The 15,860-nt window shown below is 31.3% G+C and carries 19 protein-coding genes; 8 read left to right on the plus strand and 11 right to left on the minus strand.

Annotated elements, in window-relative coordinates:
- From Q0893_RS03675 to Q0893_RS03690, 4 genes are all read left to right on the plus strand, one after another.
- Window positions 1–1,200, plus strand: a complete 1,200-nt coding sequence (locus tag Q0893_RS03675; protein ID WP_299272504.1) for a serine hydrolase — start codon at window positions 1–3, stop codon at window positions 1,198–1,200.
- Window positions 1,201–1,414: 214 nt separating this feature from the next.
- Window positions 1,415–2,482: a helix-turn-helix domain-containing protein gene (locus Q0893_RS03680; RefSeq protein WP_299272506.1), complete on the plus strand. Its 1,068-nt coding sequence runs from the start codon at window positions 1,415–1,417 to the stop codon at window positions 2,480–2,482.
- 138 nt (window positions 2,483–2,620) lie between these two features.
- Entirely contained in the window at window positions 2,621–3,238 is a 618-nt protein-coding gene (locus tag Q0893_RS03685; protein WP_299272508.1) for a hypothetical protein, read from the plus strand.
- A 63-nt stretch (window positions 3,239–3,301) separates the two neighbouring features.
- Window positions 3,302–3,745, plus strand: a complete 444-nt coding sequence (locus Q0893_RS03690) for a GNAT family N-acetyltransferase (protein ID WP_299272510.1) — start codon at window positions 3,302–3,304, stop codon at window positions 3,743–3,745.
- A gap of 35 nt (window positions 3,746–3,780) precedes the next feature.
- Here the strand turns inward: Q0893_RS03690 and Q0893_RS03695 are convergent, their stop codons facing one another.
- Window positions 3,781–4,689, minus strand: a complete 909-nt coding sequence (locus Q0893_RS03695) for an energy transducer TonB (protein ID WP_299272512.1) — start codon at window positions 4,687–4,689, stop codon at window positions 3,781–3,783.
- 23 nt (window positions 4,690–4,712) lie between these two features.
- Window positions 4,713–5,486 carry a carboxypeptidase-like regulatory domain-containing protein gene (locus Q0893_RS03700; protein ID WP_299272514.1) on the minus strand — a complete coding sequence of 258 codons (774 nt, stop codon included), beginning with the start codon at window positions 5,484–5,486 and terminating at the stop codon, window positions 4,713–4,715.
- Between the two features lie 772 nt (window positions 5,487–6,258).
- On the opposite strand from Q0893_RS03700, the gene Q0893_RS03705 reads away from it, so the two are divergent.
- Together Q0893_RS03705 and Q0893_RS03710 are read left to right on the plus strand one after the other, a co-directional pair.
- Window positions 6,259–6,585 carry a single-stranded DNA-binding protein gene (locus Q0893_RS03705; protein WP_298900891.1) on the plus strand — a complete coding sequence of 109 codons (327 nt, stop codon included), beginning with the start codon at window positions 6,259–6,261 and terminating at the stop codon, window positions 6,583–6,585.
- An 81-nt stretch (window positions 6,586–6,666) separates the two neighbouring features.
- Window positions 6,667–6,999: a single-stranded DNA-binding protein gene (locus Q0893_RS03710; RefSeq protein ID WP_298901520.1), complete on the plus strand. Its 333-nt coding sequence runs from the start codon at window positions 6,667–6,669 to the stop codon at window positions 6,997–6,999.
- A 143-nt stretch (window positions 7,000–7,142) separates the two neighbouring features.
- Here the strand turns inward: Q0893_RS03710 and Q0893_RS03715 are convergent, their stop codons facing one another.
- Genes Q0893_RS03715 through Q0893_RS03745 form a run of 7 tightly spaced genes read right to left on the minus strand, consistent with a single transcriptional unit; the run spans window position 7,143 to window position 11,897 of the window.
- On the minus strand, window positions 7,143–7,556 hold the full coding sequence (locus tag Q0893_RS03715; RefSeq protein WP_298900890.1) for a bleomycin resistance protein: 414 nt from the start codon (window positions 7,554–7,556) through the stop codon (window positions 7,143–7,145).
- Between the two features lies 1 nt (window position 7,557).
- Window positions 7,558–7,815 (minus strand): hypothetical protein, encoded by a 258-nt coding sequence (locus tag Q0893_RS03720; RefSeq protein ID WP_298900889.1) that lies wholly within the window; start codon window positions 7,813–7,815, stop codon window positions 7,558–7,560.
- The gene (locus Q0893_RS03725) at window positions 7,799–8,221 is read right to left on the minus strand and encodes an NUDIX hydrolase (RefSeq protein ID WP_298900888.1); all 423 of its coding nucleotides are present in this window, start codon (window positions 8,219–8,221) and stop codon (window positions 7,799–7,801) included. Before Q0893_RS03725 ends, Q0893_RS03720 begins: the two co-directional genes overlap by 17 nt.
- A gap of 6 nt (window positions 8,222–8,227) precedes the next feature.
- Window positions 8,228–8,521 (minus strand): hypothetical protein, encoded by a 294-nt coding sequence (locus Q0893_RS03730; protein WP_299272518.1) that lies wholly within the window; start codon window positions 8,519–8,521, stop codon window positions 8,228–8,230.
- 11 nt (window positions 8,522–8,532) lie between these two features.
- Complete coding sequence (locus Q0893_RS03735) at window positions 8,533–9,510, minus strand: deoxyhypusine synthase family protein (RefSeq protein WP_298900886.1); 978 nt, start codon at window positions 9,508–9,510, stop codon at window positions 8,533–8,535.
- Window positions 9,497–10,435 carry an agmatinase gene (gene speB, locus Q0893_RS03740; RefSeq protein WP_299272520.1) on the minus strand — a complete coding sequence of 313 codons (939 nt, stop codon included), beginning with the start codon at window positions 10,433–10,435 and terminating at the stop codon, window positions 9,497–9,499. Before speB ends, Q0893_RS03735 begins: the two co-directional genes overlap by 14 nt.
- A 1-nt stretch (window position 10,436) precedes the next feature.
- Entirely contained in the window at window positions 10,437–11,897 is a 1,461-nt protein-coding gene (locus Q0893_RS03745) for an arginine decarboxylase (RefSeq protein WP_298900884.1), read from the minus strand.
- A gap of 391 nt (window positions 11,898–12,288) precedes the next feature.
- Here Q0893_RS03745 and Q0893_RS03750 point away from each other — a divergent pair, with 391 nt between their 5' ends.
- Window positions 12,289–12,609 (plus strand): helix-turn-helix transcriptional regulator, encoded by a 321-nt coding sequence (locus tag Q0893_RS03750; protein ID WP_299272523.1) that lies wholly within the window; start codon window positions 12,289–12,291, stop codon window positions 12,607–12,609.
- Complete coding sequence (locus Q0893_RS03755; RefSeq protein ID WP_299272524.1) at window positions 12,590–12,922, plus strand: single-stranded DNA-binding protein; 333 nt, start codon at window positions 12,590–12,592, stop codon at window positions 12,920–12,922. The genes Q0893_RS03750 and Q0893_RS03755 overlap by 20 nt, the downstream gene beginning before the upstream one ends.
- Window positions 12,923–13,005: 83 nt before the next feature.
- Here Q0893_RS03755 and Q0893_RS03760 read toward each other — a convergent pair whose 3' ends face one another.
- Both Q0893_RS03760 and Q0893_RS03765 read right to left on the minus strand, forming a co-directional pair.
- Window positions 13,006–14,085 carry a TlpA disulfide reductase family protein gene (locus Q0893_RS03760; RefSeq protein ID WP_299272526.1) on the minus strand — a complete coding sequence of 360 codons (1,080 nt, stop codon included), beginning with the start codon at window positions 14,083–14,085 and terminating at the stop codon, window positions 13,006–13,008.
- 123 nt (window positions 14,086–14,208) lie between these two features.
- The gene (locus Q0893_RS03765; RefSeq protein WP_299272528.1) at window positions 14,209–15,837 is read right to left on the minus strand and encodes a T9SS type A sorting domain-containing protein; all 1,629 of its coding nucleotides are present in this window, start codon (window positions 15,835–15,837) and stop codon (window positions 14,209–14,211) included.
- Between the last annotated feature and the right edge of the window lie 23 nt (window positions 15,838–15,860).

Genomic DNA, 15,860 nt, shown 5'->3' on the forward strand with positions numbered 1-15,860 from the left:
ATGAAGCATTTAAAAAGTACTAAAACAATAATTACGGTTTTTAGCATAACATTTGCAGCGTTGATGTTGCTAGCAGTTTCAACAAATAGCGAATTTAAAAAACTGAAGTGCAAAACAGAAGTTGTCTATCAGACGGCAATACCTAAGCAAGGCGATAGCTATGAGACGGCTTTAGAAAAGGCAAACTTACTAGACCTAATGAAGCATTATGGTGTGCCAGGCATAAGCTTTGCTATCATAAAAGACGGAAAGTTAGAATGGTCAAAAGGATATGGTCATCTGCAAAAAGGAAAAGAGGTTGAAGTAAATGAGGAAACCATGTTCTCTGTTGGCTCAGTAAGCAAGGTTGGAGCAGCAGTAGTTATTTTAAAATTAGTGAGTGAAGGCAAATTAGACCTTGATACAAACGTAAATAACTATTTGAGGTCGTGGAAAATTGAAGATAATAATTATACACTAAAGAAACCTGTTACATTAAGAACAATTATGTCTCATACTTCAGGATTAACAGTTCATGGCTTTGCAGATTATTTGCCACATGAAAGGTTACCTACTACTGTTGAAATTTTAGAAGGTAAGTATCCGGCAAAAAATGGACCTGTATATGTAAATTTTCCTGTAGGATCTAGATATAGATATTCAGGCGGCGGCACAACAGTTGAACAACTTTTAATCGAGGATGTCACTAAACTCACTTTTCATAAAGCAACAAAAGATTTATTATTTACACCTTTAAAGATGAATCGAAGTAGCTATCAAAACCCACTTCCTGAAGATTTTGGAAACATAGCAAAAGCACATAATAGTAATGGAAATGTAGTAGCCTTACCAAGAGGTTATCAGGCCATGCCTGAAGCTGCAGCTTCAGGTTTATGGACCACACCTAAAGATTTTTCTAAATTAATGATCATGCTAATGAACTCGTATGACGGATTAAACGAAACGTTTTTACCTCGCCAGCTCGTAAATGATATGATGACAAAAGTAGAACCGAGTAATTATGGTTTAGGGCCTAGAATAGATAAAAGGGATGAGTTTATTAGTTTTTCGCATAATGGAGCCAACGATTCGTACAGAGCAGATTTTACAGGTTTTTTATATAGCAAAAATGGAGTAATAATATTTACTAATGGACGGAGAGGCTTAGACCTTATAGATGAAATAAAGCCAATCCTTACTAAAGTTTTAAATACCAAATAATTCAGTTGCTGTAAGGGCAGTATTTTTAATCTATTGTTACTCATCTTGAAGTTCAAAAATCTATTTAATAGTTATAAAGCCTATGTTTCAAAATCGCGCAGTTTATTTCTTCTTGATGCCCTAGGATGGTGTTCAAGTATGTCTTAAAAGAAAATGTTTAGGTAATTTTTAAGAAGGTAATATCTTAAAAATTGTAATTTGGATACAAAATTAGATGATACAGAATATAGACAGTACTCTTAGTACAATAATTATTTGGCAAGGCCTATTCTTTGGTACCATACTAATGGGCAAGAAATTTAGAGAAAAAGGAAACAATATTTTTCTATCACTAATACTATTAACTATAGGAATTCAATTTCTTTTAATTGAAGTCGTATCGAAGTACCATATAATGGAACTTACGGTTCCAGCTGTGAATATTGGATTACTCTATGGTCCCTTGATATTTTTTTATACCCGATCTCATTTAGAAGAAGATTCAGGATTTCGTAAAAGCGATGGCATACATTTCATTCCATTTCTATCATTATTAATACTCGGTTTTCTATTGAACAGAGAACTCTATATCTCCATTGTCGCTGTAAGATTTCTGTCAATATTCATATATAGCTTATATGCATTGATGAAAGTTGTCAATTATAAGCGTACAATTGTTCAGGTCTCTTCTCAACATTTTGGGGGCGAAGAAATGAGATTACTCACAATGTTAATTTTGATTTCAATTTACAACTCTTTAATAATGATGGTAGATCATCTTTTTGTAAATGAACCTTATATGTTTGTTTTAATGTTAATAGGAGTTTTTGTTTATGTTAATTTTCTAATATATCAAGGCATTAAAAGACCCAATTACTTTAGAAAATTAACCAAAGATGATATTGATATATCATCATTTAGTTTAAAATCAAATGGTGTTTCAAAGGATTTATATAATATTTCAGAGTTAAATGAATTGTCATTGAAGTTAGAGAAATATGTTGGGGACGATCAGGTTTTTAAAAATCCAGATTTAGATTTAAAAATGTTAGCAGACAATTTAGAAGTACATCCCAGGATGTTATCTCAAGCCATCAATAAAGTTATAGGAAATAACTTTCATGAATACATAAATAATTACAGGATTGAAGAGTCAAAAAGACTACTGATAAAATTTCCGTCAGAAAAATTAACTGTTAAAGAAATCATGTATGAAGCAGGTTTCACTTCTAAATCTTCATTTAATACGCTTTTTAAAGTAAAAACAGGATTGACACCAACAGAATACAGGAAGAACTTCTAGACTATTTTATATACTAATTACCCAATTTCATAGGTCAATCACTACAGATATTTTCAAAATCTAGTTCGGATATAGGTATGAGAACTACTAAATCAATTTTAAAGACAATATTTGAGTATCATTTAAAAATCATAAAATATGAAATTAGTATATGGCCTAAGCATTATGTTGTTATTGTGTCAAACACATAATAATACTAAAAAGGAACATTTCTCTATTTTAAAGCAACAAGAAACCGAAAGAATAATAGCTTATAATAAGTTAGATAGTACTAAACATTTACATGAAAATGATGAGAGCCATTTGTTTGACTTTTTAGTTGGCAATTTCACATTTGACGGAAAAACCTTAAACGTAGAAAATGGCAATTATTATCAATATAGTGGTACATGGAAAGTAGAAAAGAAAATGGAGAATAGAGTGATTACTGAAGAATTTAGAATTAACAATTCTAATAGCGTCCCCATTTTTTTAGGAATAACAATAAGATCATATAACAAGAATACTGGAAAATGGGTTATGGGCTTTTTTGATGTTTTAAATCCATCTAAATGGTATCCATTAGGTCAACCAAAGAAAGAATCTGGTACAATTACTTTTGAAGGTAAATTCCCAGGTCTTACCAAAGGTCAAAAACTAAGAATAGCATTTTATGATATTGAGAAGAGTGGCTTTAAATGGAAATCAGACTTATCTAATGATAATGGAAAAACATGGATTGATAATTATACATTAATACAAGCATCTCGCAATTAAAATATATAACATAGGAAACTCAGACTAACTAGATATATGCAAGCTAGAATCTAAGGTCTTAATATGAAGAAAGTCACAGTAAATAAGGCTAAAAAAAATGATTTAAACTGGATAAATGCAAAATATTGTGAAATTGGTTTTGTAAAATCGAACTACGAAAACGAATATATTGTAATAGCCAAAGTTGAAAATGTAAATGCTGGACTAGGTAGGTTGGTGAAAATCGATGAATATAATATAGAGCTCGGTGGAATTTATACATTTTCTAAATTTAGAGGCCTCGGCGTCGCTCAATATATCGTTCGAAACTTATGTAGTAAAAACCCCTTTGGTAATGCCAATATCTGGTGTTTGCCTTTTGAAAACCTGTATGAATTCTACTCGAAATTCGGATTTGAGCATTGCACTACTATAAAAGGACCTCAAGTCGTATTTGAAAAATTAAAATGGTGTAATTCTGAAAACAAGTACGATAAGAAAGTGATACTTCTTTGTAAACTACTTTAAGCAATTGCCCTAGTAAAAAGGATGAAAATTTTAGGTTATAGCTCAAATTTGATAAGCAAGTAAAATTCGACATTAGCATTTTTACCATAATACTGTCCTGGAATCCAATCTGGCATGTTATTAATTAACCTAACCACTTCTTTATCAATGTTTTTGCTTACCTTCTTAACCACTTCAATATTTTTAATTTTCCCTTCTTTGTCAATTATGAACTTTGCCCAGACTCGTCCTTCTAGTCCAATTTCTTTTTCTGCTCTGGGGTATTTTAAGTTTTTTTGTATGTAACTAACTAAACTATCTGATCCTCCAATAAACTCAGGCATTTTTTGTACACTCTTATATATTTTATTGGGATCAAACATTGTGTCTTTGGCTTCAATGGTCACTTCAATATCTCCAATAATTGGTTCTTCTTTAGATGTGTCAATTCGTGAGGTTTTGTTTGTTTGTGATAGGTTGATTTGTCTTTCACTACCTATTGTTAATGGAGTTTCTACTTTCGTCGTATCATTTGAAATTGTAATACTGTCGTTATTTGTACTATGTTTTTTGGACTCTATACTATCTATAAGTGTTTTCTTGTTTAATATGGTATCTGAAATTTGAGTTTTTGGCAACTCTGCTGTTTTTGAATCCGTACAATTTGTTAGCATTAGCATTCCTACTACCAAAATATGGAAAGGGAAATTGAAATTTTTATTTTGTTTAGGAACTATATCTACAGTTATTACTACGTCTGAATATGAAAAATCAAGCTGAGAACGATAGGCTCTTCCACATACCCTATCGTCAGAGTTTAGTAGTAAATATTCTAGTATTTCTTTTTTTTCCATTGTTGTAAAGTCAACCACATTGCGTTGGCAGTTTTTGCAAAAGCTAGAGTTAATGCCTACTTTCATTTGCTTCCAGTTTTCTGAACAAGGTTTATCAATTTTTACTTTCATTGCTAAAGACTTTTTGCTTAGAATCATTTCTTTTTTTTGAATATGCTTTTAATCCCTATCCAAACTCTTTTATGAAATGGTTCTCGTTGCTTAACTGCAAATGCTGTTTCTTTTTTTTCAGTAAGCGCTACATTAATTATAGTGTTTTTGTCTACCCCAACACTTCCTAAATCGATCTCTTTTTCAATTGTTTTATAACCAAGGTATGAGTAGGACAATGTTATTTTTTTTAAAGTACCCAAATCTTCTGTGATATTAAGCCTGTAATTTCCTTCAAAGTCTGATGACGCTATCATTTCTGTTCCTTTAATCATAACATAGGCATAATATAACGGTTGTTTATTTTCGTCTACTACATTACCATGTATATATATGCTGTCATTTTTTATAACTTTTAATGGGTTTGACTTCTCTTTGGAGATAGTACTTAAAAAGGTGTCGTACTTCTTTTCGATTTGCTCAGTTTGAATCTGGTTATGCTTAAGATCTTGCCCGAAATTATTAAATGATAAGACACTAAAAACCCCTAGGCAAAGAGAATTTAATAAGGTGTTTTTTATGTTTTTATCTTCTCTTTTTATTTTTTGAAGCTGTTCTTTTTTATACAGTCCGCAAACTTTTTGATCGGAAAAAAGATGAATTTTTGCAACCTCAGCATCTGTCAAATTTCTAAAATCTATTATAGTATTATTACATTTTAAACACGTTCTTCCAGCTTCACTTTTTGGCATTCCATCCCAAACTTGATTGCATTTTTTTAAGTTTGACAGGTCAATTCTTTTTATACTATTATTCATTAGTTTTTATTATCAAATTATTATATCTAGAAGGTACTTTTTGGTTTTAGAAATCCTTTCATAATGAAGGATAAAACCTATATATTTATGAGCGCCTCTACTTTTTATGAGTTAAGTTTTCTAGGAACCATTTCCCTGATTAAAGAACATTTACTTGCTTACTAAGTGTTCTAAAAACAAACCTATAGTAGCGTAAGTATTCTGTTTATCTTCACCAGGTTGTCTCATTCTTAACAAGTCATTATTTGAATAATATGTACCCCTTTAATCACAACATTTTGATAGTTAACACCTAGCCCTGTCATTTCCTTTTCTGTGTGTTTGCCATAAGGTATAGCTAGTACCAAAAAGGCTATAAGAACTAGTAATAGGCCTATTAAGCATTTTAAAGAAAAGGCGAGAATCGTTTTTATTTTTTTCATTTCATCTAGTACTAGAATACAAATTATAGCAAAAAACAAATGAACAAAATATTAGCAATTTATGCGTTCGAATACATGTATGAGTACCAATTAAAATAGGGGAAGTAAACGAAAATTCTATAATTTGAATGGCGTTTGTTTTTGAATTAGTAAAGCGTATGCTTGTGGTAAATTGTATATAGTTGCCCTCTCTTCTGAAATATTATTCGTTTACAAACGACTACAAACATTTACAAACGATTTTAAATATGTAACTACCGACTAGTAGTTGGATTACGTCTCATATTTGCAATGTTGAATCACTGAAGGTTCAATAGTATTAACTGTTTAACATTAAAAAAATTAAAATTATGAACACACTTAGAAACAGAGTACAGTTGATTGGAAGATTAGGACAAGATCCAGAAATTGTTAGTTTTGACGATGGCAACAAAATGGCAAAATTCTCACTCGCTACAGATGATAGCTACAAAGACAAAGATGGGAATAAAGTAGAGCGCGCTTATTGGCACAATATTGTTGTACGAGGCGGACTTGTAAAAGTTGTAGAGGATTATGTTACTAAAGGAAAAGAGATTGCCATTGAAGGTAAACTCACCAACCGCTCTTGGGATGATAAAGAGGGTAAAAAACATTACACAACAGAAATCATTTGTAATGAGTTATTGATGTTTTAAGCCTTCTAAACGTTATATAGTATCGAAAGAGGACGCGATAAGCGCCCTCTTTTTTTTGTGTAAATTAAAAAACAGAAAGCCATAAATACATTAAGAAATAGAGTACAATTAATAGGAAATTTAGGAAACGATCCAGAAGTCATCACCTTAGAATCTGGAAAGAAATTAGCGAAGTTCTCGCTAGCTACAAATGATAGTTATAAAGATGCTTCAGGAAATAAGGTTGAAGATGTTCAATGGCATAATCTTGTTGCCTGGAATAAGACAGCGGAGATTATTGAGGAATATGTGACTAAAGGAAAAGAGGTTGCTATTGAAGGGAAGTTAACTCACAGAAGCTATGATGATAAGGATGGGCAAAAACGATACGTTACTGAAGTTGTTGTGAATGAGTTATTGATGCTGGGCAAGTAGGTATTATAGCTATTTGTGGTAACACTTTTTATATTAGAAATATCTAAAATAGAGCTCCAACTTCAAATCCGAAATGGAGCTCTATTTAAATTACAATTTTATTTTCCAATCAAAAGAGCTTATAAGTTTCCAAGAATGGAGCATCAGAAACTGAATATTTCTTTGTCGTCTTTGAAATTTTTAAATTCTAATATATATCCGTTAGGGTCTTTGACAAAAAAAGATAAATGCTCTCCCGGTTTATTTTTTAAAAAAGCGGCCTGAGTAGTAAGCTCTAAATTTTGATTGTTTAGTTTAGAGTAAATTCTTCCCCAAGAGTCTATATCCAATATTATTCCAAAATGAAAAGATGGTAAAACCTTTCCCTCAAAGGAATAGCTAGGGTTAGTAAAATCAAATTTTCCAACTTGCGTAAATGTTAATTGATGCCCAAAAAGGTTAATGTCTAACCAATTATTTGCATACCTTCCCAAGTTCGCTCCAACGGTGTTAACATAAAACATCTTGGTGTCAACTAAGTTTTTACAAGGTAACGAAAGGTGAAATAAATTTTTCATGTTATTTTGAGTTCATTAGTACTAAATATTCAATTCTGTAAATGATGAAATCGTCTTGATTGCCAATGCTGTTTTCTGTATATTTTATACAAAATCTTTTATTTATGAGACGTTTATCATTTTTTAAGTTAAATTTCTTAAGCATTTGAGGATGAATTTCTTTAAAAATAATATCTTCATTATTACCTAATTTAAATATATAAAACCCATTAGTATTAGTATAAGACTTAAAAATAGCTGTTTCATATATGAGTTTCATGATCAATAAGGGTGTTAAATAATCTTTCAATTATATTTTTATCAAAAGAGTTTGTAAACTTTATAACTTTAGTCCATTTCACCCATTTCAATGATTTAAATTTTTCAGGCTCTTTATTTATAAACTTTTGCTCTTTTTTTGTGAGAATAAAATAGTGCCTACTTAGTGCATTTTTATCACCATTGATTATAGTGTTTGTTGTGTAATACTTAAAATGATTTTTATTTAAAATCACACCGGTTTCCTCATAGATTTCTCTAATCAATCCTTCTTCAGGGGATTCTCTTTTTTTAAGAAACCCACCAATAAAAACATATCTCTTTTTATCGTTTTTTTCTAAAACTAAAAGAGACGAATCTTCTATAACTATGAGTTTAGATTTATGTCTGTGCTTATTGATTTTCATATTTTATTATTCATCGTCACTAAAATCATCAGGAACTAAATCACGGTCATCATCATCATCATCGTCATTATAATTATCGCCATTGTCCTCGAAATCTTCCATAGCTTGAACTAAACGCTTTCCTACTTTCACAAGATAAATAGTATCTTCAGTCTCTATTTCAACTGCTTCAATCAATTCATTTTTCGCATTTCTAAAGGCAATAATGTCTTTGTCTGAATATCCGTCTGGAAACTTTTCTATGAGTAGATTTAAAAGTTTCTCATTTAGTTTTTGGTAGTCTACAATTTTACGTATCATATTATTTAAGATTACATTCCTAATAAATAAGCAAAAATTAAAGGTGCTACAATGGTAGCGTCACTTTCTATAATAAACTTAGGGGTATCAATATCTAATTTTCCCCAAGTAATTTTTTCGTTTGGGACTGCTCCTGAGTAAGAACCATAGCTTGTTGTAGAATCACTTATTTGACAGAAATAGCTCCAAAAAGGGGTGTCTGTGCGCTCCATATCTTGATATAACATTGGAACTACACAGATAGGAAAATCTCCAGCTATTCCTCCTCCAATTTGAAAAAACCCAATTCCTTTATTTGAGTTAATTGTATACCAATCGGCAAGGAAGGTCATATATTCTATCCCTGATTTTATAGTGCTAGCTTTCAAATCTCCTTTTAAAACATAGCTGGCGAAAATATTTCCCATTGTACTATCTTCCCAGCCTGGGCAAACAATAGGCAAGTTCTTTTCTGCTGCCGCGTACATCCAAGAATCTTTTAGATCTATTTCATAGTATTCTTCTAAGACGCCTGATAACAGAAGTTTGTACATAAACTCATGAGGCAAATAGCGCTCTCCTTTTTTATCAGCATCTTTCCAAATAGCATGGATATGCTTTTGAAGCCTTCTAAAGGCTTCTTCTTCAGGAATGCATGTGTCAGTTACTCTATTAAGCCCTTGTTCTAATAAATCCCATTCTTGTTGTGGTGTTAAGTCTCTATAGTTTGGAACTCGCTTATAATGTGAATGGGCTACTAAATTCATAATATCCTCTTCGAGATTTGCACCTGTACAGGAAATAATATGAACCTTGTCCTGACGAATCATTTCTGCGAATATCTTCCCTAACTCAGCAGTGCTCATGGCTCCTGCCAAAGACACCAACATTTTTGCTCCATTCTGTAATTGCGATTCATAAGCCTTTGCTGCATCTACCACAGTTGCTGCATTAAAATGCAAGTAATACGTTTCTATGAAATTTGCAATAGCTCCTTTAGTAGTCTTCATCCTCATCAAATTTTTTATAGTTCCCTAAACGGTTTGATTCTTCATAAGTATCATTATAGTTCTCCTCCGCATCTTCATTTTGAAACTTATAACTTAACATCTTGTAATATAATTTAGCAGCTAAAAAGTCTGATGATTTTTCATTTTCATTCGGGCATAACTCTACTATATCAAAACCAACTACATTTTTTTCTTTAAAAACCTCCTTTAAAAAATCTATAGTTTCATACCAAAACAATCCTCCTGGTTCGGGTGTTCCTGTGCTTGGTAATATAGATGGATCAAAAGCATCTAAATCAAAAGTGATAAACACATTTTCAGTCATTTGATCTATTGCTGAATCCATCCAAGAATCATCTGTAGCCATCTCATGAGCAAAATAGGTTTTGTCAACATCCATTACAGATTTTTCCTGTATGTCCATAGAACGAATACCTACTTGAATTAAATTAGTACTCTGGCTTGCTTCGTATACTGCACAAGCATGATTACAAGTACTTCCTTCATAGGATTTCCTTAAATCGGCATGAGCATCTATATGTAAAACTGTTAAGTTTTGAAATACTTCGTTAAAGGCTCTTATAGTTCCTATAGAAACTGAATGTTCTCCTCCAATAATGGTAACAAATTTATTCTTCTTTATATATTTTTTAGTCTCTTGGTGTACGGCGTCTACCATAACCTCAGGTGTAGCATTTAAGGTTACTGGTTCTGCAAGATATATTCCGTTTTTATACACTTCTGAATCCGTTTCTATATCATAAAGTTCCATGTTTTCAGAGGCTTCCAAAAATGCTTCTGGGCCTTTATTTGCGCCTTTTTGCCATGTGCTTGTACCATCGTAAGGTACAGGTATTAAGACAATCTTTGATGTGTCTAATTTTGCATATTCATCTGGGATACCAGCATACGTTTTAGTTTTCATTTTATGAGTTAGCTATTTGTAATTCTGTTCTAGAATTTGATTTTGTTGTTGTTTTTAATTTCGAGTTGTTGTTATAGCCTAATATCTCCATTAGGTCTTCACTTTTTTGTTGCTCTCTAAATAGTTCTGTTGTTATATCTCCATTACTATCCTTATCAATTAAAATATGTTTTGGTGCTGGAATTAAGCAATGTTGTAAACCTCCATAGCCACCAATAGTTTCTTGATATGCTCCAGTATTGAAAAAGCCGATATAGAGTGGTTTGTCTTTATGATATTTTGGTAAGTAAATTGCATTAATATGTTGTTCACTATTGTAATAATCATCGCTATCACAAGTTAAGCCACCTAATAAGACTCTTTCGTAGCTATCATTCCATCTATTAATAGGAAGCATCACAAAACGTTTGTTAATTGCCCAAGTATCTGGAAGCGTTGTAATAAATGATGAGTTTATCATGTTCCATTTCTCTCTATCATTCTGTTGTTTTTGATAGAGGACTTCATAGATTGCACCACCACTTTCACCTACTGTAAAACTTCCAAATTCAGTAAAAATATTTGGTACATCAACATCAGCTTCATCACATGCGAGTTTAATTTGATTTACGATTTCATCAATCATATACTGATAATCAAAATCAAAAGCCAATGAATTTTTAATAGGGAAACCACCACCAATGTTCAAACTATTTAATGACGGACAAATCTTTTTTAAGCTCGTATATACTTTTAAGCATTTTAAAAGTTCATTCCAATAATAGGCATTATCCCTAATCCCAGTATTGATAAAGAAATGTAGCATTTTAAGCTCGGCTCTAGGATTGTCTTTTATCTGTTTATTATAAAAAGGGACTATGTTTTTGTAACCAATACCTAATCTTGAGGTATAAAATTCAAACTTAGGTTCTTCTTCAGAAGCAATACGAATACCAATATCAAATTTGCCCTCTATTTCCTTAGAGAGTAAATCTATTTCCTCATAGTTATCAATCACAGGAATGCAGTTCCTATGTCCATGATTAATGAGTCTGGCAATATTAGTGACATATTGTTCTCTTTTAAAGCCATTACAGATAACAAAAGTGTCCTCATTTATTTTACCGTCTACTTTTAGATTTTCTACAATATCAATGTCAATTGCGGATGATGTTTCAATATGAATATCACTTTTCAAAGCTTCATTCAAAACATGTTTGAAATGTGAACTTTTTGTACAATAGCAGTATTTATAGGTACCATTATAATTATGATTATTAATTGCATTACTGAACCATTTCTTTGCTTTTAAGATATTGTTTGTAATCTGCGGTAAATAGGTAAATTTTAAAGGTGCTCCATAGGTTTCTACTAATTTGTTTAAGTCTAAACCGTGAAACAAGAGACTTTCCCCCTCTAACTCAAATTCGGGTTGAGGAAAGTCGAATGTCTGATTGATTAAATCAACATACTTAGTGTTCATCTTATAATTTTTAAAAGTTATTAAATAGAAGGTATAGCAAAGCTACCTTCATTAAAAGGCAGTAATAACTTTCATCAAATCATAATTTGATATTGTATTTTGGGGACAAAACACAATTTTTTGAAATGCGCAGTAAATATTTCAACTTCGGAAGTTAGCTCTAAATTTCGGATACTTACACCATAAGCTGCTTTTGAATTTGACTTCCTAATTTTCAAAAGCCCGAACGTAAAAACGGTTTTCACTTTGTTCAGCTAAAAGCTCCTATGATAAAAGCTTCATATTACAAATGAAGAAAAAAAAACTTCAAAGACCAAATCAAATTTTGTAATCTAAGTTTTATATAGAAGAATTAACAATATTGATAGTGTATTAGAATTACTGTTTTAAGATGGCAACTAACTACAATTGGTATCTACTCACAACAGTGTTGACCATTTGTGGGATAAGTTTAGAGGCTGCTGCACCGCTGCCTAAAGGCTATCCAAGTAAAACTACAACGTTAGGTGACTACTTAAAACAATACCGAATTGATAATTGCTATACAGCTTTTGAAGTCTCACTTGAGTTAAATGTTTACGAATCCACAATACATAAATGGGAGGGAGGTGATTCAAAGCCTACTCCAAAAAACAAACAAAAAATAATCGAGTTTATGGGATATGACCCGTTGCTCACAAAAACGGAATATCATGAATACATTAAGAAATAGAGTACAATTAATAGGAAATTTAGGAAACGATCCAGAAATCATCACCTTAGAATCAGGTAAAAAATTAGCAAAGTTTTCTTTAGCAACAAATGATAGCTATAAAGATGCTTCAGGAGAGAAAGTAGAGAATGTGCAGTGGCACAATATAGTAGCTTGGAATAAGACAGCTGAGATTATCGAACAATACGTAACTAAAGGAAAGGAAATTGCAATAGAAGGTAAACTCACTAATCGTTCTTGGGATGATAAAGACGGACAAAAGCGTTATACGACCGAGATAATTTGTAATGAGTTGTTGATGTTAGGGAAATAAAAACATTAATATACAATATAAAAATGCGAGTATTCTATTTTAGTTATTCGCATTTTTAATTTGATAAAAAATTCAAAGGATTATTAAGGAAATAAGCTATTTAATATATTCTTTATCTTATTAAGATTCTTTCCTCCATTTCCAACGTATTTTAATATTCCATGAGAATCAAAAATACAATATAGTGGTATTATCATTTGTTTATGCCCATAAGCACTTCCATAAAATTTCCATAATACATTTTCATTACCCAACCCATCTATAGTTGTTGGCCAGTCTATTTTATAATTAATTAATATATTTTTAGCAGCTTCTATTCTATTCGGGTAATCAATGTTAATTGTGATAATATTTAAATCCTTTTTATAATTTGTTTCTATAGATTTTAGAAGAGGAAATTTTTCTACGCAAGGGAGGCACCATGAGGCCCAAAAATCTAAAATTAAAGGTTTTCCTAATAAATTATTAGAATTAATAGTTATTCCATCAAAAGATTTTTCAATAAAGGGAATAACTTTATCACCCAATTTTGGAATAGGTCTTGAATTTTTCTTAAAAATTAATGTGTACTCTTCAGATAATATATTGATCGTATAAGTAACATTGCATAAACTAATTAATTGATGAGTAGTATAGTGTTCATTTTTACCATAAAATTTTCCGTCATTATTGATATCTATTGACAGATTAGTTCCTATTTCACTATCTTTTTTCTCAAATATTCCATTACCATCCATATCCCTTATAGAAATTTTGAAATTACAATCAGCTGTTTTAAATGTGCCAGTTAATCTATAATTTGATATCCAATACAACCTTTTTGTTTTTTTTTCATTACTTATTTCAGTTATATATTTAATGGTATATGGAAGAATGAGGTCATTTTTTCGCTTTATTTTAAAAGTAAAGGTTGAACCTGCTTTTAATTTCACTGTTTTTTCACCTTCATACGTTGGAATAGTAAAAACTACACTATTCATAGTCATATGTTTAATTTTTAATTGAACATTTCCAGGAGCAATACCAATACTATCTTTGACCCATATTGGTGATAGTTGTTTTGATTTATAACTATCATCAATTTGCATTTCGACATAGGTTCGCTCTTGAGCATTAACTATTAGATTAATAAAAATTACTAGAAACAATAATTGCTTTTTCATCGATTGCTTTTTCATCGTATTATTTTATATCTACAAATTGTTATTCAATTTTTTTTGAGAGTGATATTAAGGTAAATTATAGGTTAATCATTAAACTAATTACTGGGCTTATATTTGCATACTTCAATTAACAACTAGTTTTATAATTTTATTTAAATTAGTTCCTGTAAATTTCATTAAATACAGACCAGATTTTAGATTAGATAGATTTAACGTGTTGTTTTCAATAGTTACATTGTTAAAAACCCTTTTCCCAAGGATATCATATATATCTAATGAGACTCCATCAATGTTTTGCAATCCTGAAATAGTTAAAACACCAGTAAAGCTGGGATTCGGATAGACTTTAATATTATGAGTTACTTGTGTGTCATCTATTGATAAAGTACTATTGCCATACATTTGGATGAAAATTTCATTCTCATTACCTACAAGAGGAGGGATATTATCGTCACCGTACCACGTAATTATATAGGCATTTTGATTGTTGGTTGTAAGAGCTGGATTATCGGCTTTAAATGTATTGTCATTATCATCTCCCATATCACTTAACCTAAAAGAACTACCGTTATTAGTTCCTGAAGCATTTAATTTTTGACCAAAAACTTCTTCTTCAGAGAGCGTGAAATCTGTTCTATAGATTACCATATATTCATTATTTGTATTGTTCCAAACAACGTCTGGAAAAGCTGTGTCAAAATTACTATTGGTAGCTGTTACAGCTGTTATTTGAAAGTCATTAGTACCTAGTTCACTTCCAGAACTTGACAATCGTTGTCCATAAACTTCAAATTGGCTAATAACAGTATCGGTTCCATTCCAAACAACTAAATACTCATTGTCAGTCGCATTATATGCTACACGAGGCCTTATAGGAAAAAAACTGATATTAGTATCTGGTCCCATATCACTTATTCTAAAATTAGAACCCGATATACTTTGCGAGTCTAGGTCATAGATTTGTCCATAAATCTCTTTTTCGTCATCTGTGCTGGTCTCTCCTTGCCAAACAATCAAAAAATTATTCTCTATGGAATTCCAAATCAAATCTGGACCTCTAGCATCGAAATTTGCATCTGCTAAAGGAAGCTGTTGACTAATTTGAAAATCATTAACTCCAATTTCGGCGCCAGAATTTGAAAGGCGCTGGCCATAAATTTCAAACTTATTATTAATAGATTCGTCGCCTTCCCAAATCACTAGGTATTCATTGGAAGTAGCACTATATGAAACTCTAGGGAGGAAAGCTCCAAATGAAGTATCGCCTTCATTACCCATATCGCTAATTCTGAAATTTGCACCAACAAGATTTCCTGTATTAGCATCTACAATCTGTCCAAAAATTTCGAATTCATTGTCTACAGATGTTTCTCCTCTCCATACTACCAAAAACTCATTATCTGTAGAATTATAAACTACATGGGGGTCTTCTGCTCTAAGCTGTGTTTCGCCATCGGTTCCTGTAACACTAATTCTAAAGTCATTAACACCAGTTTCGATGCCGTTATCTGATATGAATTGTCCATAAATTTCAAATTCATTATCTACAACTGTTCCTGTATTGTCATCTGCAGACCAGACAACAAGATATTTGTTTTCTATATCACTGTAGGCAACTTCAGGGAAAAATGCAAAGAAATTTGTTGCTCCATTGTCTCCCATATCACTAATTCGAAAATCATTGGTGCCAAATTCTTGAGCATAAATGTTTACAGAAAATAAGATAGATAAAATGAGTAGTTTTTGCTTCATAATGTTTGTTTATTTAGTTTTAT

It is taken from the genome of uncultured Psychroserpens sp. (genome assembly GCF_947494225.1).
Lineage (GTDB): Bacteria > Bacteroidota > Bacteroidia > Flavobacteriales > Flavobacteriaceae > Psychroserpens.